The sequence below is a fragment of the Paenibacillus lacisoli genome (assembly GCF_030580655.1).
GTDB lineage: Bacteria > Bacillota > Bacilli > Paenibacillales > Paenibacillaceae > Paenibacillus > Paenibacillus lacisoli.
The window spans coordinates 89,995-112,323 of the sequence record NZ_JAUQTB010000012.1 but is presented as its reverse complement, the minus strand read 5'-3'; the positions used below and the strand labels follow the sequence as shown (position 1 = coordinate 112,323).

Annotated in this window: 15 protein-coding genes and 2 riboswitches; of the genes, 2 read left to right on the top strand and 13 right to left on the bottom strand. The window is 51.3% G+C overall.

Features of this window, described 5'->3' with window-relative positions; genetic code table 11:
- Positions 1-139 precede the first annotated feature (139 nt).
- A complete protein-coding gene (locus tag Q5741_RS17350; protein ID WP_305025381.1) occupies positions 140-469 on the bottom strand; it encodes a DUF3817 domain-containing protein in 330 nt (109 codons plus the stop codon).
- 148 nt (positions 470-617) lie between these two features.
- A complete protein-coding gene (locus Q5741_RS17345; protein ID WP_305025380.1) occupies positions 618-2,300 on the bottom strand; it encodes a glycoside hydrolase family 13 protein in 1,683 nt (560 codons plus the stop codon).
- A 168-nt stretch (positions 2,301-2,468) separates the two neighbouring features.
- Between Q5741_RS17345 and Q5741_RS17340 the strand changes: the two genes are divergently transcribed.
- A complete protein-coding gene (locus tag Q5741_RS17340; RefSeq protein WP_305025379.1) occupies positions 2,469-3,476 on the top strand; it encodes an LLM class flavin-dependent oxidoreductase in 1,008 nt (335 codons plus the stop codon).
- A 65-nt stretch (positions 3,477-3,541) separates the two neighbouring features.
- On the opposite strand, the gene Q5741_RS17335 is transcribed toward Q5741_RS17340, so the two are convergent.
- The 6 genes from Q5741_RS17335 to pulA (Q5741_RS17310) form a co-directional block, all read right to left on the bottom strand.
- Positions 3,542-4,804, bottom strand: a complete 1,263-nt coding sequence (locus Q5741_RS17335; protein ID WP_305025378.1) for an L-lactate MFS transporter — start codon at positions 4,802-4,804, stop codon at positions 3,542-3,544.
- Between the two features lie 188 nt (positions 4,805-4,992).
- Positions 4,993-5,766 (bottom strand): LytR/AlgR family response regulator transcription factor, encoded by a 774-nt coding sequence (locus tag Q5741_RS17330; RefSeq protein ID WP_305025377.1) that lies wholly within the window; start codon positions 5,764-5,766, stop codon positions 4,993-4,995.
- The gene (locus Q5741_RS17325; RefSeq protein ID WP_305025376.1) at positions 5,763-7,424 is read right to left on the bottom strand and encodes a sensor histidine kinase; all 1,662 of its coding nucleotides are present in this window, start codon (positions 7,422-7,424) and stop codon (positions 5,763-5,765) included. Before Q5741_RS17325 ends, Q5741_RS17330 begins: the two co-directional genes overlap by 4 nt.
- Before the next feature lie 187 nt (positions 7,425-7,611).
- The gene (locus tag Q5741_RS17320) at positions 7,612-8,238 is read right to left on the bottom strand and encodes a 50S ribosomal protein L25 (RefSeq protein ID WP_305025375.1); all 627 of its coding nucleotides are present in this window, start codon (positions 8,236-8,238) and stop codon (positions 7,612-7,614) included.
- 264 nt (positions 8,239-8,502) lie between these two features.
- Positions 8,503-10,914 (bottom strand): type I pullulanase, encoded by a 2,412-nt coding sequence (gene pulA, locus Q5741_RS17315; RefSeq protein ID WP_305025374.1) that lies wholly within the window; start codon positions 10,912-10,914, stop codon positions 8,503-8,505.
- A 382-nt stretch (positions 10,915-11,296) separates the two neighbouring features.
- Complete coding sequence (gene pulA, locus Q5741_RS17310; RefSeq protein WP_305025373.1) at positions 11,297-13,327, bottom strand: type I pullulanase; 2,031 nt, start codon at positions 13,325-13,327, stop codon at positions 11,297-11,299.
- A 760-nt stretch (positions 13,328-14,087) separates the two neighbouring features.
- On the opposite strand from pulA (Q5741_RS17310), the gene Q5741_RS17305 reads away from it, so the two are divergent.
- Positions 14,088-15,773 (top strand): methyl-accepting chemotaxis protein, encoded by a 1,686-nt coding sequence (locus Q5741_RS17305; protein ID WP_305025372.1) that lies wholly within the window; start codon positions 14,088-14,090, stop codon positions 15,771-15,773.
- Between the two features lie 82 nt (positions 15,774-15,855).
- Here Q5741_RS17305 and Q5741_RS17300 read toward each other — a convergent pair whose 3' ends face one another.
- From Q5741_RS17300 to gcvH, 5 genes are all read right to left on the bottom strand, one after another.
- The gene (locus tag Q5741_RS17300) at positions 15,856-16,998 is read right to left on the bottom strand and encodes a mannitol-1-phosphate 5-dehydrogenase (protein WP_305025371.1); all 1,143 of its coding nucleotides are present in this window, start codon (positions 16,996-16,998) and stop codon (positions 15,856-15,858) included.
- A complete protein-coding gene (locus tag Q5741_RS17295; protein WP_305025370.1) occupies positions 16,995-17,429 on the bottom strand; it encodes a PTS sugar transporter subunit IIA in 435 nt (144 codons plus the stop codon). Before Q5741_RS17295 ends, Q5741_RS17300 begins: the two co-directional genes overlap by 4 nt.
- A gap of 2 nt (positions 17,430-17,431) precedes the next feature.
- A complete protein-coding gene (locus Q5741_RS17290; RefSeq protein WP_305025369.1) occupies positions 17,432-19,522 on the bottom strand; it encodes a BglG family transcription antiterminator in 2,091 nt (696 codons plus the stop codon).
- 110 nt (positions 19,523-19,632) lie between these two features.
- Positions 19,633-21,114: a PTS mannitol transporter subunit IICB gene (locus Q5741_RS17285; protein WP_305025368.1), complete on the bottom strand. Its 1,482-nt coding sequence runs from the start codon at positions 21,112-21,114 to the stop codon at positions 19,633-19,635.
- 304 nt (positions 21,115-21,418) lie between these two features.
- The gene (gcvH, locus tag Q5741_RS17280) at positions 21,419-21,808 is read right to left on the bottom strand and encodes a glycine cleavage system protein GcvH (RefSeq protein WP_305025367.1); all 390 of its coding nucleotides are present in this window, start codon (positions 21,806-21,808) and stop codon (positions 21,419-21,421) included.
- Between the two features lie 209 nt (positions 21,809-22,017).
- Positions 22,018-22,140, top strand: a riboswitch (glycine riboswitch).
- A 3-nt stretch (positions 22,141-22,143) separates the two neighbouring features.
- Positions 22,144-22,237: riboswitch (glycine riboswitch) on the top strand.
- The last annotated feature ends 92 nt before the right edge of the window (positions 22,238-22,329 follow it).

Here is a 22,329-nt window from a genome sequence, read left to right as displayed (position 1 = left end):
ACTGACGCCGGTAGACTACCGACGCCAGTTTGCTGCCTAGGTGTTTTTTCAATGTCTACTAAATGGGGTCTTGACCAGAATGGCAGAGGGTTTTTTCTACTTAGATATGAGGTTGTACAGATACTCACAGATATCCATCCTATTTCGCCTGCTGCGTACGGACTGTCTGCCCGCTGTCTCCCCACTTGCGAAACCACAACCGGTCCATAACAAAATTCCCGAACGGGACAAAGGATGCGAAGAATGCGGCGATCGGACGGAGCATGGACCAGCCCAATGCCGACCGGGCATAAATCATTACCAGCAGGTACAGCAGGAAAAAGATACCGTACAGATTGCCGAAAATCGTCACCAGTTCGGGCATTTCGAGTTTATCTCGCAGCGGCATGGCAACAAACAGCAATATCAGATACGTGACGCCCTGAACCCAGGCCGTCAGCCGGAACCGGCCCAACGGAGTTTTTAGCATAATGTCATATCCTCCTATGTCAGCACATTGCATATTCTATATACAGCATGCTGATCAGCAATGATATGTATTATAACGAATAACGCGGGCTTCTCCAATGATATTTGTCCTGATCGTCACAAAAATACAGCAGTGAGTACGGCAGAAATCAGACCAATCTGAAGATACATGCCTCATAAGGTTGCCATAGGCTCTCTTTCCCGCTGCGCCCGCCCAGCAGTCTCTGCCGTTCGCTGTGAAAACCGTCTGCCTGCAGTTCGTTCTCCAGCTGTTCCCACGGCACGCTGATTTCCTGATGCGCAAAATTGATGACGATCAGCCAGCGCTCATCTCCCAGGCTGCGTGTATAGACGAACAGCTGGTCATGATCGGTCAGCAGCAGCCTGAAATCTCCATAGACCATGACCGGAAACTCCTTGCGCAGGGCAATCAGCTTTTTGTAGTGAGAGAAGACGGAGTCCGGATCCTGCATCTGCTGCTCTGCGTTAACCTCGTTGTAATTTTCATTAACCGGAATCCATGGCTTGCCGGTACTAAAGCCGCCTTGAGCTTCTCCGCTCCACTGCATAGGTGATCTGGCGCCGTCTCTGCTTCGATGATGAATCTGCTCCAGCACTTTCCGGCCATCAGTCCCTTTCTCAATCTCCCGTCGATAGAAGCCAATAGTTCCTGCATCGTGATAGTCTTCAATGGAGCCATAATGCGTATTGGACATGCCCAGCTCCTCTCCCTGATACACGAACGGAGTACCCGGGATGGTATGAAGGAAGGTGCCGATCATTTGGGCCGCTGCCTCCCGGTGCTCACCGCTGCCGAACAGATGAGGGATCATACGGGGATGGTCATGGGTGCTCATATAAACGCCATACCAGCCCTCACTGAAGGCTCCCTTATACCATTTAACAATCTTGTCCTTCAGTTCCTTCAGCGTCCATGGCTGAACCCCCCAAGGATCCTTCGGTGTCTTCCCGATGCTCATCAGCTCCATTAACAGCACCATATTCAGCTCCTGCCGGTCCGGTGAGGTATACTCCTTAACCTGTTCCATGGTTACTGTCGGCGCTTCCCCAACCGTCATAATTTCCGGGTATTCAGCCAGGACCCGGGTATACATTTCGTGAAGGAACTCATGAATCCGTGGACCGTTTTTATAGAACTCCTGACCGCGCGGATGGCGGGCATCCTCCGGCGCATCCGGAAAATCCGGGTCCTTCGAGATCATATTAATCGCATCCAGCCGAAAGCCGTCGATGCCTTTATCCAGCCAGAAAGCAATCATCGAGTAGATTTCCTCACGCATCGGTGCATGCTCCCAGTTCAGGTCAGGCTGCTTCCGGTCAAATAAGCGAAGATAATATTCACCCGTCTGATCATCCCACTGCCAAGCAGATTCATTCGAGAAGGACCGCCAGTTGTTCGGCTCCTTCCCATCCGGACCCGGCGGCTTCCATATGTAATAATCACGAAACGGACTGTCCTTGGAAGTACGGGATTGCTGAAACCAGGGATGTTCATCCGAGGTGTGGTTAATCACCAGGTCCATAATGAGCTTGATTCCGCGTTCATGCAATCCAGCAATCAGATCCTCCAGATCCTGCATCGTTCCGTAATCCTTGTGGACCTCATAATAATCACTGATGTCATAACCGTTATCAGCAAAAGGTGACTGATATACCGGTCCCAGCCACACAATACCTACGCCAAGCTCCTGCAAATAATCGAGTTTGGAGATGATGCCTCTCAGATCACCCCAACCATCCCCGTTGCTGTCCTTAAAGCTCGGCGGATACACCTGGTATATCACATTCTCCTTCCAATAGGTCCGCTGCACGCACACTCCTCCTTCAATGGTAAATGGATTCTTTCAATACATACCCGGTTTCACCATACACGAAAGAGGGCTGCTCTAAATATCTGGATTTGCCGCAAAAAACAGGATCCTGTTCTATTTTGACCTTTTCAATTGTGTCTGATACAGTTGTACATGAGGTGAATGAACATGTTAAAGCTTGGTATTCTTGACCAATCCCATATACCCGAGGGGGGCACCGCTTATGATGCCCTTCATCATACGACCCGTCTGGCGGAAGAGGCCGACAAGCTGGGCTATACCCGTTACTGGGTATCCGAGCATCATGCTTCCAAGGCGCTGGCCCACTCCAGCCCGGAAGTGCTGATTGCTCATCTGGCATCCCATACATCCCGCATCCGTGTAGGCTCCGGCGGAATCATGCTGCCGCATTACAGCGCTTATAAAGTCGCCGAGAATTTCCGGCTCCTGGAAGCACTCTATCCGGGACGTATCGATCTTGGTATCGGGCGTGCGCCGGGCGGTCTGCCCCTGGCTACACGAGCCCTGCAGGAAGACCGATATCAGACGGCCGACCGGTACCCGCAGCAGGTGCTCGACCTGATCGGTTACCTGCAGGATGCCCTGCCTGAGAAGCACCGTTTCGCCGGGCTGAAGGCTTCACCCTCGATTCCAACCTCGCCTGAGCTGTGGATGCTGTCGTCCAGCGGTGAAAGTGCAAGACTTGCCGCCATGATCGGAGCTTCGTATGCGTTCGCCCAGTTCTTCGGAACACCAGGCGGCGTGCAGGCTACCGCTTATTATCATGACCACTTTGAACCCTCCGTATTGGAGGATCATCCGCGTTCACTGGCAGCCGTCACTGTAACCTGTGCGGATACAGAGGAGGAAGCCGAACAGCTTGCTTCGAGCAGCGCCTTGTTCTTCCTGAATATTGAACAAGGCCGGGAACTGGCCTTTCTGCCTTCCGTGGAGACAGCCAAGAATTATCCGTATACCCCGTGGGAGCTTGAACGCCTGGAGCAGATGCGCCGGCGACGCGTTGTCGGGACCCCGTCCCAGGTAAAGGAGCAGCTGCTGAAGCTTGCCGAGGAATACCGTACCGACGAGCTGCTCGTTGTCTCTTCGATCCATGACCTGGAACGACGTCTTCACTCCTATCGCCTGCTGTCTGAGGTATTCGGATTGCAGAGCTAAATTAGCAAAGGCCTTCCATCATGCTGAATGCACGATGAAAGGCCTTTGTTATGCAGGGCGAATCATTATCCAATTTTAGACTCGGTTCTGTAGCGGACAGGGCCCTGCTTGCGGGTGCTGCGTCTTCCTGTACGCTGACCGGGAGGCTTCACCATGACCGCGATCAGGAAAGATACGACACACAGTACAGCGATGACTGAGAAGGTCGGCTTGAACCCGCCGAGGAAGGCGCCGATGAAGGCACCGGACAGGGCACCCAGTCCAAATCCCTGGTACACGATCCCATAGTTTTTGCTTTGATTCTTCAGCCCGAAGAAATCTGCAACAATCGCCGGGAAGACCGTAATATTGCCGCCGAAGCAGAAGGCAATAGCCGCCACGCAGGCAAAGAAAATACCGAAGTTCAATGGCACCAGGCTGAGAACCGTTACGGCAGCAGCCGTAACCAGAAGGGCTCCTGCTACAACTTTTAACCGGCCCACCTTATCCGACAGCGCCCCGAGAATGATACGGCCGGCCGTATTGAAGATGGCGACCATCGCCACGGCATTGGCTGCTGTAGTCAGGCTGAGTCCCGCCATGACCACGCCGATATCTTTTACGACGCCAATCAGATACAAACCGCTCATGCAGGCCGTGAAGAACATGATGAAGAGCAGGTAAGCCTGCTTCGTCCGCAGCATTTCTTTAACTGTATAATTGTGCTGTGCACCGCCAGCCACCGCTGTAGTCTGCGGCTGTACGACGGCTTCACGGACGAGGAACGAACCGGCAACCACCATGGCCAGTACGATCATGCCCCAATACAGAAAGGCCTGGGATACACCGGCAGCGTCAATGAAATGGCCGTTGACATATTTGAATAACAGACTGCCTGTACCGTATGCACCAACAGAGACACCGGAGATTAATCCCTTACGTTCAGGGAACCATTTGATAAGGTTTGACAGCGATGTAATATAAGCCGTACCGTCGGCAAAACCGACAACCACACCGGCCAGTACATATAGGAGTGTCAGCGAGGAAACCTGCGAGCTCAGCATCAGCCCGGCCCCCAGCACGATACCGGCTACCATAATAAGTCGGCGCAGTCCCCAGCGATCCTGCAGTTTACCTGCGAACAGGGTAGCAATAGCAAGCGCAAAACTTGTAATCGAAAACGTAATAGCAATGGAGCTCAGATCCCAGCCGAACTTATCCTTCAACGGCTGGTTAAACAGGCTCCAGGTATAAATGGTTCCAAGTCCCATCTGGACAATGATGGTGCCTAGAACAATGAACCAGCGATTAATAGCAGTAGCAGGGGTGGAAGAAGCAGTTGTCTTCATAACGATCTCCTCTTTCATTGGACAGTTAGAGTATCATGAATGCGTTATCATTTTGCGGATCATTCCCGGTAGAACTCACTTGCTAAAGGGCGTTCTACTCAGGCTTCCTACATGTATGATTGTACCCCTGACAGGCTTGAATTAGCCGAAATCGGAATGAAATGCCTCGGTCCGGGAATGAATGGCCTTTACAGCCTCATAATCTGCCGAAACTCCTTGCTCCTGCTGCGGCTTACCGGAATTTCCCCTTTCAAATCAAGAAGACGGAGAATGTACGTGTTGTTAAACCATGGAACGATCTCGTGTATTTTGCGCAGATTGACGGTATACGAACGATGACAGCGGAAAAATTGCTCCTGCGGCAGGCGGCTGTGAAATTCCGTGATGCTCATCGGCATACTGTACTGCTCCTTGCGGGTATAGACCACGGTTACCTTCTCACGGGCCTCCGCATAATAGATGTCATCTGCATCGGTGACAATGATTTTGTCATCCTTCCATAAATTAATCCTGCCCGCTCCCTCACCGGCAGCCGGGGCAGGAGCAGCGGCTGGCTCAGCAGCCGGAACGGGTGCTCCTGCCGCCATGATAGCTGCCTCTCTTGCGGAGACCGACTCCAGCCGCTGCAGCATAGCAGCTATCCGCCTTTCGTCATAGGGCTTCAGAATATAATCAAAGGCCTCCAGCTCAAAAGCCTGAGCGGCATGCTCTTTATAAGCGGTCGTAAAAATAATATACGGCTTGCGGGCGAACTGGCTGATATTACGCGCGAGCAGCATGCCGTCCAGCGATGGAATGTTAATATCAAGAAAGATAACATCCACCTGCTGCTCCTGCAGAAATTTAAGCACATCCAGACCGTCTTCGAAGCGTCCTACAAGGTCAAGACTGCTGTGCGCCCTGATCAAATACTCCAGTTCCTCCCTCGCCAGAAATTCGTCCTCTACGATGATTGCTTTCATGCGTTCTCCTTCTTCACGTTAAAAGTAATTTCCGTCCCCTTGTCCAATCGCGTGATATGCAGACCTTCGCCATAAATCAATTTGACCCTGCGGTGCACATTGTACAGTCCGATTTTGTTGGAAGGTACAGTATCGTGGGCCATGTTGGCGATCACATCGTCTGCAATGCCCGGTCCAGTATCACTCACACCGATCTGCACATAATCCCCGCAGTCCTTAACGAAAATACGAACGGTTCCGGGTCCCTTCATTTTCAGAATTCCGTGGATAATTGCATTCTCTACAAGAGGCTGGATAATCAGGCTTGGTATAACCATATTCACATTATCGATATCGTATTCGACCTGCAGACGGCTGCCGAAACGAGCTTTCTCAATCTCCACGTAATCCTGAACCTGTCCCAGCTCCTTGCTAATATGGATCATCTCATCGTTCAGCTCCAGGTTGTATCTCATATAGCTCGACAGATTGATGATCAGCTCCCGCGCCTTGTCCGGCTTCGTGCGGATGGATGAAGCAATCGCATTCAGGGCATTAAACAGAAAGTGCGGGTTAATCTTGGTCTGGAGCGCCTTCAGCTCAGCCCGGTTGGCCTCTTCCTTGATCTGTTCAATACGGGATACTTCCATCAGCGTAGAGATCATCTGCGACAGACCGACGGCCAGAGCCTGCAGCGGGTAAGTTATTTTGTAAGCCTTCGTATAATAAATCTTCAGGCTGCCTGTTACTTCCCCCCGTTCCTGCAGCGGGATAATCAGCAGTGAATGGATATTGGGCGTCTTCTCATCCTCCGCATGATTCTGAATCGTAATCTGACCACTCTGGATCGTCTTCTTCGTAGCATCGCTGATAATTTCGTGGCCGATGTGATACCGTTCTTCGCCGAAGCCGACATAGGCCAGGATGTTCTTCCGATCCGTAATGGCTACGGCATCAGCCTGAATATCCTCCCGGATCACGGAACAAATCGTATGAAGGGATTCAGCATTAATTGAACGAAAATACGGCAGCGTCTTATTCGCAATATCCAGCGCCAGTTTGGCCTGTCTGGCCGCAATCAATTCTTTCTCATCCTCCACGCTCTGCACCAGCAGCACAATGAGACCAATACTGACTTCTCCGAGTATCATCGGCAGGGCAATCCGGGACACAATATCGAGACCCAGCGAGTAAGGCTCGGCCATGACGAGAATCAGAAGCATCGTCAGCGCCTCACAGACCATACCAGCGATGATCCCGGCGATCCAGCGGAGCCGTTGGGGGGTGCGGTGATGAATCAATCCCGAGGTGATCCCCGCAATCATGCTGGTGATGAGACAAGGCATAGAGGTGATGCCGTTCATATCAATCAGGTAGCGGTGAATTCCTGAGACCAGCCCAGTCACAATACCGACCCAGGGCCCGAACAGGAGCCCTCCCGATATGATTGCAATAATGCGGACATTAACGAGAGAGCCCTCCACGTGAATGCCCGAATAAGTGCCGAATACAGCGAATAAGCAGAAAATGGCAGTAACCAGGCCGATCTCCCACGGCGAATAATGCCCCTTCTGCAGAATCTGCCTGAATCTTGGAATACGGGTCAGGAAAAACAAACAGATCAGCAGCAGGGCTGCACGTTCAAACAGCTGCAGCAGCATGCTAAAAAAATCACTCAAAGCCGTTCCTCCATCAGGTGCATTTTATAAGGTATTTATGAAACCGTTCAGTCTATTTTATCAAAGAAAGGCCTGTTCAAGTCGGACAATTATGTTAACAAAAGGCAGATCTCAAACCTGAAAAAAAAGCACTCCAGCTGCAAGAGCTGGAGTGCTTAAATATGGTAATGATATTCGAGATGCCGGTTTACTCGGAATCTGCCTCTTCCGCAGCCGGAGCGGCTTCTTCCTCTGCACTGCCGGAATCCGTATCTGTTGCCAGTTCAGCCGCACGCGGCAGAATGATAGAGGCCAGCAGCTCGTCCTCAGCGGCAATCAGCTGTACGCCATTCGGCAGCTTCACATCACCGGCTACCAGCTTGTCGCCAACTTCAAGTCCGGAGATATCGACCTCAATGGTATTCGGCAGATCCGCAGGCAGAGCCTCCACCTCAATGGTCGTCTCCTGCGTCTGCAGGACACCGCCTGTTTTAGTACCGGCTGCTGTTCCCTGAAAATCAAGTGGAACCTGCAGGCGGATCGGTTTATTTTGGGAGATTCGCATAAAGTCTGCATGGATCAGTCGGCCGTTACGCTGTTGATGATCCTTGACCATAACTGTGGCAGTCTCACCGCCTTCAATCTTCAGATCAATCATATCCGAGGCACCCAGACGGGAAATTTCCTTGGCATCCACATGAACCGGGATTCCTTCCTGTCCGGCTCCATAGACAACGGCAGGGATACGGCCGCTGGAACGAAGCTCGCGCAGAGCGGTTCCCTTCCTCTCTGTTCTCGGTTTGGCAGCGAGTTGAATACTTTGTCCGTTTGACATCTTATACAACCTCCTTAAGGTTTCATTTCAAGGTTTGGATTGTGCTGCGTCTTTCGGAGTCTGTTCCGCTTCCGCCCTGCTGAATAGCAAGACAGCAAGCACATTGGAACAGCCATGCTAGTTATTACCCGTTATAAGCCGATTTGACCCTTGATCCATGTTGGATCGGTATTCTCTGCTTCTTACCGATGCCAAAAAAAACAAGAGTACAGGCGCCCTGCGCCTGTGCTCTTGTATGAAAGTTATGTCCCCCGGATAGTCCATTTATGCTGATGTCCGATGGCCCTTCTCCTTGCCCGACCCATGTACGATCACCATATCTCCTTCTCCGCTGCGGATCATGACACGTACAGCAGTCTCATCCGGGTGCAGCTCGATGAAGCGGTCCGTCTCTCCATCCTTCGCTTCCCAATGATTCAGCCTGATAATATAGCCAATCTGCCGGACGTCCGGCGCAACCTTCACCGTGGCATGTGCCCGGCCATCCTCGCCCGGCACGAGGGAAACCGAACCGTCCCGCAAGCCGGTTCCCCAGACCCATACGTTCCAGCCGTCATACTGTCTGTCAGCACGGTCATACTGAATCTCAACAATCCGGGCTGGCAGCGTGTTCCGCTGTTCTGCAGTCTCCCGGTCATACAGCACCATCATCGACAGCCGGGGTACATTCACCATTCCCTCCTGGATGACGGAGAGCACTTCCGTGCCTGCACGGTACTCATCCACAACTACATGCCATACAGGTGACGTATCCGGCAGCTGAACCTGCTGGTCATGCTCACTGCCATTATAGATCACGATGATATCATTCCAATCATCGTGACCCGCCGCCCCCGTCAGCGTGTACATGATGATCTGGTCCCCGCAGCGGGTAATCCGCATGTGCTGCTCTACCAGCTCCCGGCTGTCCAGCCGGAAAGCGGTATGGCGGCGGCGGAGCTCGATCAAACCGCGGTAATAATCAAATACCGGACGGAACCGGGCCTTATTCGACCACCGGATCGCATTAACCGCATCTCCGCTGCGATAGCTGTTATGATCGCCGAATTTGGAGCGGAGCAGTTCATCACCCGCATGAAGAAAAGCGATGCCCTGCGAGGTAAGCACCATCCCGTTCGCCAGAATCGATCTGCGGACCATGTCGATGGCCAGCGGATTCGCGGCATTCACATAACGGTAAGGGTCGGCCTGACGGATGGCATCATCTGCAGAATCATGACCCAGCGGGCGGCCGTTATCCCAATGCGGAAAACCGAGTTCTCCGGACAGCCCGTGTACAGCGGCAATTTTGTCCCACAAATTCAGATTGTCATGAGCTGTAACGTAATTGACCGTTTCTTCCGGCGAAGCTGCAAAATCATGCAGCGCCCCTGTCAATCCGGTCACGACGCCTCCCTCGGTTCCCCACATACCGGTGGCGAATCCGCCGTGACCGCCGTCACTGTCCCCTTTAATAGCGGAGCGGTAGTGGTCGTTGAAGACGGCAAAACCGCCGTTCTGCTGGGTTCCTTTTAATGTTTTGTCCCACAGGGGGGATTCACCGCCTGTCCACGGTTCCCCGTAGATCAGCATACCGCTGTCTACCTCCCGGCGGAGCTCATCGGCCAGCTCTCTCATCGTACGGTTATCAATCAGTCCCATCAGGTCAAAACGGAAGCCGTCCACATGATATTCCTCTGCCCAATAACGCACGGAGTCTTTGATAAACTTGCGGACCATTGGCCGCTCCGTAGCCAGCTCATTCCCTACGCCTGACCCGTTGCTTAACCGGCCCCCGCTGTCCGTGCGGTAATAATATCCGGGCACCACGGCCTCGAAGGGGCCCTTTTCCACCTCATAGGTATGATTGTAGACCACATCCAGCACCACCCGAATTCCGGCGCTATGCAGTGCCTGCACCAGCATTTTGAATTCACGGATTCGTGACAGCGGGTCTGACGGATCTGACGCATAAGACCCTTCCGGCACATTGTAATTCTGCGGATCATAACCCCAGTTATAGCCGGCAGAATTGCCAGAATTCAGGTGATCCAGCTCGTCTACCGTCTTGAAATCATATACCGGCAGCAGATGAATGTGAGTAATGCCCAGCTCCTGGAGATGGTCGATCCCGATCGCATTTCCTTGATGGTCCTTCAGTCCCCGTTCTGTAAAAGCAGCAAATTTCCCCTTGCAGACATATCCCGCCTCCGGATCGGATGAAAAATCCCGTACGTGCAGCTCATAAATAATGGCGTCTGTAGATCTAACAAAGGCCGGCTTTGTATCCCTGTTCCAGCCTTCCGGGTCACTGTCTTTCAGGTCTACGATCGCTGCACGGACCCCGTTTGCCGATACTGCTTTGGCATAAGGGTCAACCGCATAACGGACAGCATCTCCATGCCTGATTAAAAATAGATAATAATAACCTTTCCAGTCTCCTTGAGCGAACAGTGTCCACACGCCGTCTTCCCGGCGCTGCATGGCCAGCTCCTGCTCGCAATCCTGCTGATGATCAGTCCCCGGATCCTGAAGCTCCTGCCCGTTACCACCACCAAGGTATAGGCATACCGAGACAGATGACGCCGTCGGGGCCCATATTTTGAACGCACTGCCTTCCCTGCTGTATGTCAGACCAAAATCATGATCATCACTGTAAAGGTTACTGTAATCTTCCAAATCCCAATTCCTATTCATCATCTTTCACCGCCTGTTCACTATAGTCGATAGGCTTACGGTGCAGCGCTCTTCAACCAAGTGGGTCTATCCTATTGATGCTCTAACCTATCTCTCATTATTCTTGCCACTCCATGCACCGACACAGACCTGCTTTTGTCAATTCAGTTGGTGAACAGTCTTGATACTGCTTGCCAACTTCCTTAATATTATATCGGTTTAAGAGCCCCATTGCTTTAGTAACCGCTTTCATTAAATGGTACAGTATATGCTGAAAAGAAAAAAACGGTGACGGCAGATGCAGAAAGCGCGAGAGTTCCGCCTATGAAAAAAAGGCACAGACCCTGGGTCTGCGCCTGACGGAAGCTTCAGCTTTTTTACCCTATTATCCTATTTGTCCTATTTAACCGCAGGTTAAGCCGCTGTCATACAGCACCATCATAGAGAGATGAGGCACTGAAATCTGATGGCCGGTCAGCTGCTCCAGTATAGCTGTACCCGCGACGCCATCTTTGACAACAACTCTCCACTCGCCATGCGGCTGGGGCAGCGTCACTTCTTGCTCGCTTGGGCTCCCGTTACTAATAATAGCGATCTGTGCCCAATCATCTCCGCCCGCGTGCTCTTTCAGGAGAAAAGCAACAACTTCCTGGCTGCCCTGCAGTAGTGTCATATGCCGCTCAATATCTTCACGGCTTCGCAATCGGAAAGCCGGGTGGCTGCGCCGCAGCGAAATCAGTCCGCGGTAATAATCGAATACCTGGCGGAAACGAGCCTTGTTCTCCCACCGGATCGCGTTGACCCAGTCCCCGCTGTGATAGCTGTTATGGTCACCAAACTTGGACCGGAGCAGTTCATCTCCAGCCTGGATCAAAGGAATACCCTGAGACAACAGTACAATGCCATTCGCCAGCAGACATCGTCTGACCGCTTCATTATCCAACAGCTGCCAGCTGTCCATAAGCCTGTATGGATCTGCCGCCTTGACAGCCTTCTCCACCCAGTCCTCCTTCAGCGGCTGGCTGTGGTCAAACTCAGGGAAACCCAGGGCATCCCAAATCCCCATCGTACGAGTCACCTTATCCCACAAATTCAAATTGTCATGTACGGTTGTATAGTTGATCGTTTCCTCCGGACCGTCTGTAAACGAATGGATGGATCCCATCATTCCTTCAGCAATTTCGCCTTCCACGCCCCGCTCGCCTGTGGCATATCCTTTACCGGTTCCATCCGTATCCCCTTTGATCGCATCACGGAGAGTATCATTAAATACTGCAAACCCCATGCCCTTCTGACTCCCCTTCAATGTCTGCTCGGTGAGCGGGGTATCCATCGCCGTCCAGGGCTCCCCATAAACCAGTATATGTGGATCTATCTCCTGCCGCAGCTGCTCCGTAAGCAGACGGATCGTGGTCGTATCCACAAGACCCATCAGATCGAAACGGAACCCGTCAAGATGATATTCTTTTGCCCAGTGCATCACGGAATCGATAATGAATTTGCGGACCATCGGTTTCTCCGTAGCCATCTCGTTCCCTGTTCCTGAACCATTGCTGTAATTCCCCTGCTCGTCCAGACGAAAATAATATCCGGGAACCAGCTTCTCGAACGCGCTGCTGCCCGCATCCACTACATGATTGTAAACCACATCCATAATGACGCGCATACCTTGACGATGCAGGGAGGCAACCATTTCCTTCAGTTCTGTAATTCGCACTGCCGGATGGGTCGGATCGCTGGCGTAGGAGCCTTCGGGCGCATTATAGTTCAGCGGATCATATCCCCAATTGTAGGCTTTGAGGGAACCAAACGTTCTCTGATCTCCCGACTCATCCACCGTAGAAAAATCATAAATCGGCATCAGGTGAACATGAGTCACCCCCAGCTCCTGAAGATGGTCGATCCCTACCGGGTTTCCCTGCCGGTCCCGGCATCCGCTCTCGGTAAACGCCTTGTACCCGCCGCGGTTTACTATACCCGAGTCCGGGTCTATGGAAAAATCACGGACATGCAGTTCATAGATCACAGCATCAAGCGGATGTTCCAATGCCGGCCTTTGATCATTGTGCCAATCTTCGGGATGGGTCGCACTAAGATCGATAATGGCTCCTCGTGTACCGTTGACCTCCACAGCTGTGGCATATGGATCCACCACATCATGAATGATCCCGCCTGCATGATGCACCCGCAGCAGATAACCCTTTCCGGCCTGATTCCCTTCTATCGTTGTGCTCCATACATCATCTTTATCCTTGATCATCCTATACACGCTTGGATGCTCTTGTCCCTGCTCGAACAGCAGGACCTCCATCCCGACCGCCGGCGGCGACCAGACGCTGAACACACTGGCTTCATTTGTATATTGCACGCCCAATTTGCGCTCAGAGAGGCGTAACGACGAATGCTCATACTGAATTGAGTTGGTTGTTTTCATGCGGCTCACTCCCTGATTAACGGTTCATCCCGCTTATTCTCTCTCCTTTTACCCTATTCTATTTCACCTCTAACCTCCAAACCCAGCCGAACCAAACAGGAACCGGCTGCATAATTTCCCGGCAGCTTCCACAAGCTAGAGAGTAATCCGGACGGCTAAGGAGTGATACGGTGAGCGTAAGCCGGAACCCGGATTCAAAAGCCGGTCGGCCAGACGATTTCAATTATTGGAGCTATCATACTCAGTCGACTGGAACAACGGCTGACCGGAATGGTCTGTATGTATGCCTACCAGTATTCCAAGGATCTCAGCCGGTTCACTCAAAATTTATATGCCCCCTCCACCTCGCTCGCTTCGCTTTTACTTGAAGCTGTCCCTCTTTATTATTGGATCATTTATACGCTCCGCCGTTTAACACATCACAACACAAGCAAACCAACCTGAGGCTTCCGCTGTTGCAGCAGGTTGGTTTTTTTCTACCCTTTTTTTCAAAAAAAAATGATCCAAAGGTCCTTTTTTTACGTACCATTCAAGCGACTTATTCACCTAAGTGATTTAATTGGGAGGCAATTAGATAACCAGCCATATATTTTCGCCAAATTTTTCTGTTAGATATGATTCTAACGTCCTGCTTCATGTTTATAAGTAAGTCATAGGAACTAAATTTCCCCTTTTATCCATAAGCATAGCTTCCCCGTCCGCCTCATGGCTGCCCGTACAGCTATCGCTCAAACCACAAGCAAAGGAATGTGTACATAAGATGAATATCAGCCAAAAACTATTCACTGCATTTGCCGCCGTCATCCTCATTACTCTTCTGCTAGGATCCTTCAGCTACTATGAAATCAATGAAACGGACAAGTCCTATTCTGTCCTGGTTAACGACCGGATGGACAAGATTATGGCGACCGACAATCTTCGTTTTATTGTGACCAGGCAGACCAAGGATGTACGCGGGTACCTGATCACAGGCAGCCAGAGCCAAATGGACGCTTACGAGACTGGAAGAACTACATTTGCCGAAATGTCCTCCTCATTGCAGCAGCGTTTTATCCTCCCGGAATCGAAGCAGCTTCTGAATGAGCTCATCGAGCTGGAACAGAATTATAATCAGGTAGTTACCAATATTGCTTCTTACAAAAAACAAAATGATATGGCCACCGTGATCCGCCTTGTTGAAGAACGATGCGTGCCGTCCGCACTGGCCATGGAGAATAAAGCAACAGAGCTGCAGACCTTCCAGAAAAAGCAGCTCGATCTCAGCAGCGCAGACACAACAGCAACAGTACAAAAGGTCAAGAAGATGATCATCATCGTAACCGTTATTGCCGTACTGCTCGGCTGTCTGATGGCTCTGATTATCTCCAGAATGGTGTCGAAGCCGGTAACCAAGCTGGCAAAATCTGCACAGCAAATTGCCGCTGGTGATCTGACCATTCCGGACACGGATGTCCGCAATAAGGACGAAATCGGACAGATGGCAGCCGCTTTTAATGAGATGAAGCATAATCTGCATGGACTGCTGCTGAAGATCAACTCCAGTGCCGAGCAGGTGTCTGCTGCTTCGCAGGAGCTGTATGCCGGCTCGGAGCAAGCTGTAGAAGTATCCCATCAAATGGCAGAGACGATTCTGCAGATTTCCGGAGCTGCTGAACAGCAGGCTCAATCCATGTACGAGAATAAGATCTCCCTCGATGAGAATGCAGCCAGTATCCAACGCATTGCCGAGTCGGCATCGAACGTTTCAGTGAATTCGGAGCAGGCCCTTCAGGAAGCACAGCAGGGTGTCAGCTATATCGATCGTACAGCCAGTCAAATGAAAAGTATTCATCAATCTGTACAGCGGACATCTCTTATTGTGAACTCTCTTGGGGAGCAGTCCAAACAGATTGCCAGCATTACAGAGCTCATTCGCGGGATTGCCGGACAGACCAATCTTCTGGCCCTGAACGCATCTATTGAAGCTGCACGTGCAGGTGAGCAGGGCAAGGGCTTTGCCGTAGTAGCAGGCGAAGTGAAGAAGCTGTCCGAACATTCCAGCCAGGCCTCCCAGCAAATTGCTTCACTGATTGAGGATATGGTGAGCAATGTAGAGACTGCGATTGCTTCTATGGCCACAGGAGCGGCAGAGGTCGTATCCGGAACCGAGATCGTCAAGGAAACTGGCGAGATCTTTCATTCCATCCGCGAGGCAATTAAGGATGTCGCAGAGCAGGTGCAGGAGGTATCTGCTGCTGCCGAACAGATATCCGCAGGTACACGCCAGATTGTCGTCTCCGAAGAGCAGCTGACCGCATTGTCCCAATCCATCTCGGCAAGCGCCCACCAAGCTTCTTCCGGTTCACAGGAGCAGCTGGCCACCATGGAGGAAATTGCTAATGCATCCGGCACGTTAAGCGGTCTTGCCCAGGAGCTTCAGAACGAAGTGAGCCGGTTCCAGGTATAACGACATTACACAAACATACAAAAGGCGGGCAGTCCGGTTACCGAACTGCCCGCCTTTTGCATATACTTTCAATCAAGCTGATCTATACGAGCGCCTCATATTGCTCCAGCACCAGCTTGTGCAGCGGATGCTCGGCAGGGATAGAGGTGTAACGTGCGAATGCAGTGCTTAATCCTTCTTCCGCTATCGCTTTTTGCAGTTCAACTGCTTCAGGATCTTCCTGAATATCAAACTTGCAGGCAGCAGCCATCCCTAACGCCAGATGGTCCGGTTCGATCCCATATTCATAAGCCTGGAGCGCAGGGCGCACCAGACGGTCATTCGGTGACAGCTTCCGCAGCGGGGAACGCCCCACTCTTGTGACTTCATCGGTCAAATTAGGATTAACGAAGCGGGAGAGAATTTTATCGATATACTTGGCATGCTCGGACTCATCGAAGCCAAAGCGTTTGACCAATACAGCGCCGGTCTCTTCTAATGCCCCCCGTACACAAGCGGCAATCTCTTCGTCCACAATCGCTTCCTGAATCGTTGCAAAGCCAGCCTTATACCCGAGGTAAGCAGCTACGCAGTGTCCTGTATTTACTGTGAACAGCTTACGTTCAATATAAGGTTCCAGGTTATCGACATAATGGACACCTTCCACCTCTTGGAAATTCGGCGCCATCTGGGAACGGTCTACAACCCACTCGTAAAAAGGTTCTACCTGCACATACAACGGGTCATCATGGTGCTGAATCGGTACAATCCGGTCGACCGCAGCATTGGGGAAGTACACGGATGCCGCAGCAGCATCATGTAGAGAATCATCCAGCAGATTCATAACATGCTCTTTCAGCTGTGCACTGCCTCCGATCGCATTCTCACAGGCAATGACGTGAAGTGGATTCGCCCCATTCTTAAGCCGCAGCTCAATCCCTTTAGCGATCCCTGGCGCAATATGCTTCAGAATATTCACTCCAACGGCAGTCGTGACGAGATCCGCTTCAGCGACAGCTTGAGCTACCGTCTCTACATTTTTCCCGTCAATAGCTGTAACGTTGTGTACGACCTCTTGATCCTTCGCTTCATTCGCGAGTTCTACGGTGTATTCGCCGCGATTCTGCAATTCATTGACTAGTACATCGTTCACATCCGAGAATATAACCTGATAACCTGCGCGGGACAGCAGCAATCCGATAAATCCGCGTCCAATATTGCCTGCCCCAAAATGTACGGCCTTCATTCTTCCATTTCGCTTTCGAAAATGGTAATAATCTCTTCAGCCGTGGAAGCCTGACGCAGGGCTTCCATGTTGTCATCATCAGAGCAGACCACCGCGATGCTGGTCAGGATTCCCATATGATCTCCGCCTTGTGCGGCAATCCCTACAACCAGATACGCTTTTTCCCCGTTAAAGTCGACACCCTCCGGATACTGGATGATGGAAATCCCTGTGGAGTTGATGAACTGCTTGGATTCCTTAGTCCCGTGAGGGATTGCCAGGCCATTACCAACATAAGTGGAGACGATCTCTTCACGCTCCAGCATTTTCTCAATGTACTCCTGGCTGATATGGCCTGCGTCCTTCAGAATCTCTCCGGCAGCGCGGATGGCTTCATATTTATCCTTGGCAGTTTGATTCATCTTGACTTTATCTACAGACATAATACTCATTGTCATTTCCTCCCTAATTCAATTTTGCTGCGAAAATATTCAGACAGCTGTTCAGACATATAAGCAATGATGTCTTCCCTCGTTCCTGTCTCCAGCAGCCGGATCATTTCTTCATGCAGCAGAAGTGCGCTGATCTCGCTCAGTACCTCAAGACTGCCCTTCGACAGCTCTCTTGGACCCAGCATCAGCAGGATGTGGCGGACCTTTCCGGAAGAAGCGTCGGTCTCCAGCAGCAGCGGCTCTTCCAGACGGTACAGCCTTAGGGATGCCCGGCTGATATACGGACTGCGGGTGTGGAACAGGGCAACCGCTGTGTCTGGCAGCAGCTGTGTGCCGCTTCGTTCACGTTCAACCAGCAGGTCAGCGATGATCTGCGGGCGCTCGGTCGTTCCGAGACTGGCTTCTCTCTCGCATACGGCCTGCAGCGTCTCCAGAAGATTCAACTGCAGATTACCCAGCTGGAACACCTCAAATCCCTCCAGCAGCCGGACCATCTCATCCAGGACATCCCGCAGCAGAGACAGCCACTGTACTTCTTCACGCCGGCCGCCCATATGGTCGGCAGCTCCGGCCCGTTCTTTCTTTAACGTAATATTTTGTATAAAATGGCGCAGGCGGTCACTCTCCTCCTGCGTGAGCAGCGGACTGATCTTGAGATAACGGTCTATCGGCAGAGGAAGATCTACCGTTGAAATGATCAGATCATAGCTCTCATCAGGTATGCGGGCTGCCTCATACCAGGAGACCCGATCCACGATCTGGATCTGGGGCAGCTCCTTGGCCAGCCGGGTCGCCAGCAGTCTGGAAGATCCGATGCCGCTCGTGCAGACAACCATAGCGCGCACTTCGCGCCGCAGCTGTCTCATCCGCTCTATGGATGCTCCGAAATGCATGACAAGGAAACCAATCTCCTCATCCGGAACGTCCAGCGTATGAATGCCAGGGGTGCTGGACATCTCTTCCACAGCAGCTTTAACATCCTGGAACAACCTCTCGTAATCCCTGCGGATCTGCTGCAGGAGCGGGTTCCGGATCGAACGTCCTTCATTCAGACGGTGCAGTGCTGCCTGAACATGATCAATCAAGCCCTCCCGCAGCAGGCGGTCATCCTCAAACTGATAGCTAGAACGGATCTCTACCCGCCGAATCAGCTCACGGACGGTCTCCAGGGTTACCCAGTCCTGCAGCGGCAAAAGCCGGGTCGATTCGTCCTCAGCAGCCCGGAACAGTTCAGCAATGTAGTGCTTCTCTTCATCTGGTATTGTGAACGTCAGAGCTTCCTCTAATTCGGCACACAGTCGTTGTACCATCAGTTCACGTGAGCCGCTCATGGCATCCTTTCCCCATATACCGCTTCGCTTAACGAAAGACCCACCCAGAATCCGATGAACGGTAATACATAATTGGATCAACAGCTCCATATATTTGCTCTCGACCAAATCCTCGAGCCATTTCTCATTCGGCTGCCATAAGGCGCCTTCAATGACTAGAATATGGGATCTCCCCATAAGCTCCATCAGTTTACGGGTTCCGCCTGCTCCTGTGTTCTTCGCCCATTCCTGTCCGAACAAATCGGATTCGTCCAGATGCTCAAGCACCAGTTCCGCCATAGCTCTGCGCTTGTCGATCTCTTCCCCTGTAATCTGCACACCGTACCCCCGCCTGCGAACCAGCTGAAGCCCCCGCTGCTCAATCCAGGATTCAAGATCATCCAGATCACTGCTGACGGTAGCAACGGTAACCTTCATATCAGCAGCTAAGGCCAGCAGCTTGATCGGCTCCTCATCCTCAAGCAGTACACACAAGCTGTAAATCTTTCGTTCTTCAGCCGAATAATTCACCTGTTCGGCCGCGTGCAGTTGTTCAATCAGCGAACTACGCCGATTGGGACCGGCATCAATAAAGATGCCGATCCCGGATTTTTTCTCAAGTCTGGCGTCATAATACGCCAGCCACTTCTCAACTGCGCTCAATTCCCTGTGTACAGTCCGGGTGCTTACCTTAATTTCCTCGGCAATGTCACCCGCTGTAATTTCATGGGACTGGCGGAGCAGAAACTCAAGAATATCTCTTTGCCTCTTGGATATATTCATTGGACCGCTCCTTCTTCTTGCTGCAGCCGGCAGATTTTCTGCCTCATGAAGGTACGCAGTTTATTACCCCAAACCAGATGTTTCTAATAGATTATCCTAATTCCTTATTCTTATTTCAGTCGATCGACCAGCGCGTCATATTCCGGCGCTTTGAGGAAGTTATCGATAGAAATATGCTCGGCGTTAGGAGCAATGGTTTTAGCACGATCTGTCAAGGTTTTTTGGGTAATGACCACATCTGCATCGGAAGGGAGATCGCTGATTGCCGTATTACTGATACTGACATCAATGCCTGCAGCTTTCGCTTTCTTCCGCAGAATCGAAGCCCCCATTGCGCTGGAGCCCATCCCCGCATCACAAGCGAAAATAATCTTCTGGATCTCTTCCTTGGACTTCTTGCCTGATGCGGCAGTCTCATGGGCTGCATATACAACTGCCTGGTCGCCTGCAGCATTATCAGCTGCTATGATTGGATTTTCATTGGACAGCTTACCTTGATTCTTCATATCTTTCATTCTTGCTGCTGCCCCTTCCAGATCCTCTTCCGAAGCTTTGGTTGTCTTGAGCAGCAGTGCACCTACGACAAAGGAAGCGATCGTTGCAGTCAGGACACCTGGAAGAACATGCAGATATTCGCCTTTAGGTGTCATCGCCAGATAGGCGATAATACTACCTGGAGACGGTGCTGCAATCAGACCGGCACCAGTCAGAACAAAAGTGAATGTACCAACCACACCACCTGCAATGGTAGCCAGGATCAGACGCGGGTTCATCAGAATATAAGGGAAGTAAATCTCATGGATACCACCGAAGAAGTGGATAATTGCCGCACCTGGAGCCGATTGCTTCGCAGATCCGCGGCCGAAGAAGCAGTAGGCCAGCAGTACACCAAGACCTGGACCCGGATTGGATTCAAGCATAAACAGAATCGACTTGCCTGCTTTTGAGGCCTCTTCAAGCGCCAGCGGTGTAAGAACACCATGGTTGATTGCATTGTTCAGGAACAGCACCTTTGCAGGCTCGATCAGGATGTTGACAAGCGGCAGCAAGCCGGCTCCCAGAAGGAATTCAACACCATTTGACAGCCATCCGCTGATCGTTTCAACGAACGGGCCGATCGCAACATTGCCCAGAATAGCAAGAATGGCACCGAGAATACCGAGTGAAAAGTTGTTGACCAGCATCTCGAAACCGGATTTAATTTTACCCTCAACCGATTTATCAAACTGCTTCAACAGCCAGGCTGCCAATGGACCCATGACCATAGCGCCCAGGAACATCGTAATATCGGAACCCACGATAACGCCCATCGTTGCTGCTGCACCGATGACACCACCGCGTGTCTTGTGGACCATAGTACCGCCTGTGTACGCAATCAAAAGCGGCAGCAGATAGGTAATCATTGGTCCTACAATTTCATTGAACTTCTCATTGGGGATCCAGCCTGTTGGAATAAACAAAGCCGTAATAATACCCCAAGCGATGAACGCCCCCATGTTCGGCATAACCATTCCGCTCAGAAAACGACCGAAACGCTGCACACCGACACGAAGACCTCCCCCTTTGGCGGATTTCTGATCCAGGGTACTCATCTTAAATTCCTCCCTTAAAATTTGAAATATTAGAATTGTATTCTGCTTCCATCTGCCTTTATGTCGCAGCAAAACATCAGCAAAAATAGTAGCGCTTTCTTATGGATTTATCGTAAATGAAAACGGTATCTTCAGCAACGAAATGAAAACACACTTTAGTCATCAAGGTTCATGACAACATTAAAACAAAGTCTTTAGTCTCTGTTACCCGCAGGGTGTTTTCCAAAACACAAATACGAAAAATAGCCCTACCCCTATCGGGTAAGGCTATTGTGCGCTTATTCATTCATACTAGTCTAAACTCTTAGTCTATAAGTGCCTTATAAGCATCTGGTGACAGCAGTCCGGCCAGCAGTTCCTCCGGATCCCCGCTCACTTCGAGCTCGATCATCCAGCCCTCTTCATAGGGTGATTCGTTAACCAGCTGCGGTTCATCCTGCAGTCCGCTGTTCACCCGGATGACTTTGCCGCTGAGCGGTGCAAACAGGTCGGATACGGTTTTAACGGATTCAATCGTTCCGATGCCTGCCCCGGCCTCTACCTTGGCACCTTCTTCAGGCAGCTCCACAAAGACGATATCTCCCAGCTGATGCTGCGCAAAATCCGAAATTCCGACAAGGAGAGTCCCTGTCTCCGTGACCTTTACCCATTCATGCTCTTCGCTATAACGATATCCTTCTTTGATTTCACTCATGTTCATAACCCCGCTTCCCGATTTCTCCGCTTCAGTTGCACAGGATAAGATTAAGTCACGCTCACCGCAAATGTCAATCATGCTGGCGGAAATTTATTTGTCGAACATTATCAAATATTTATAATTTGAATATTCGTCTTTTGTGTATAAATTTGTTGACACATCGTTCAAATTCACGTATTAATGGTAATAGACAAACGAAAAAGCGGATGAACGTAAAGGGAGAGATTGCCGCCGCAGCCCGGCAGAATGAGGAGCTGTGAGGCAGGCGACGCCGAAGGAGTAAGCCGTAACGCGGTGAATCTCTCAGGCAAAAGGACTTTTACCGGACGCACCTCTGGAGAGAATCCGCCCGGCGGATCACCCAAGGGGAAACCTGCAAGGACGACAAGAAACATGCGGGGTAACTCTCAGGTATCAAGGACAGAGTCATGGAATGTATGCGCTGCTGGCGTATGCTTATTCCTTGACCTGTCCTTTTCTATTTTCAACAGCATACTGTCTAAATCCAACAAACGGGG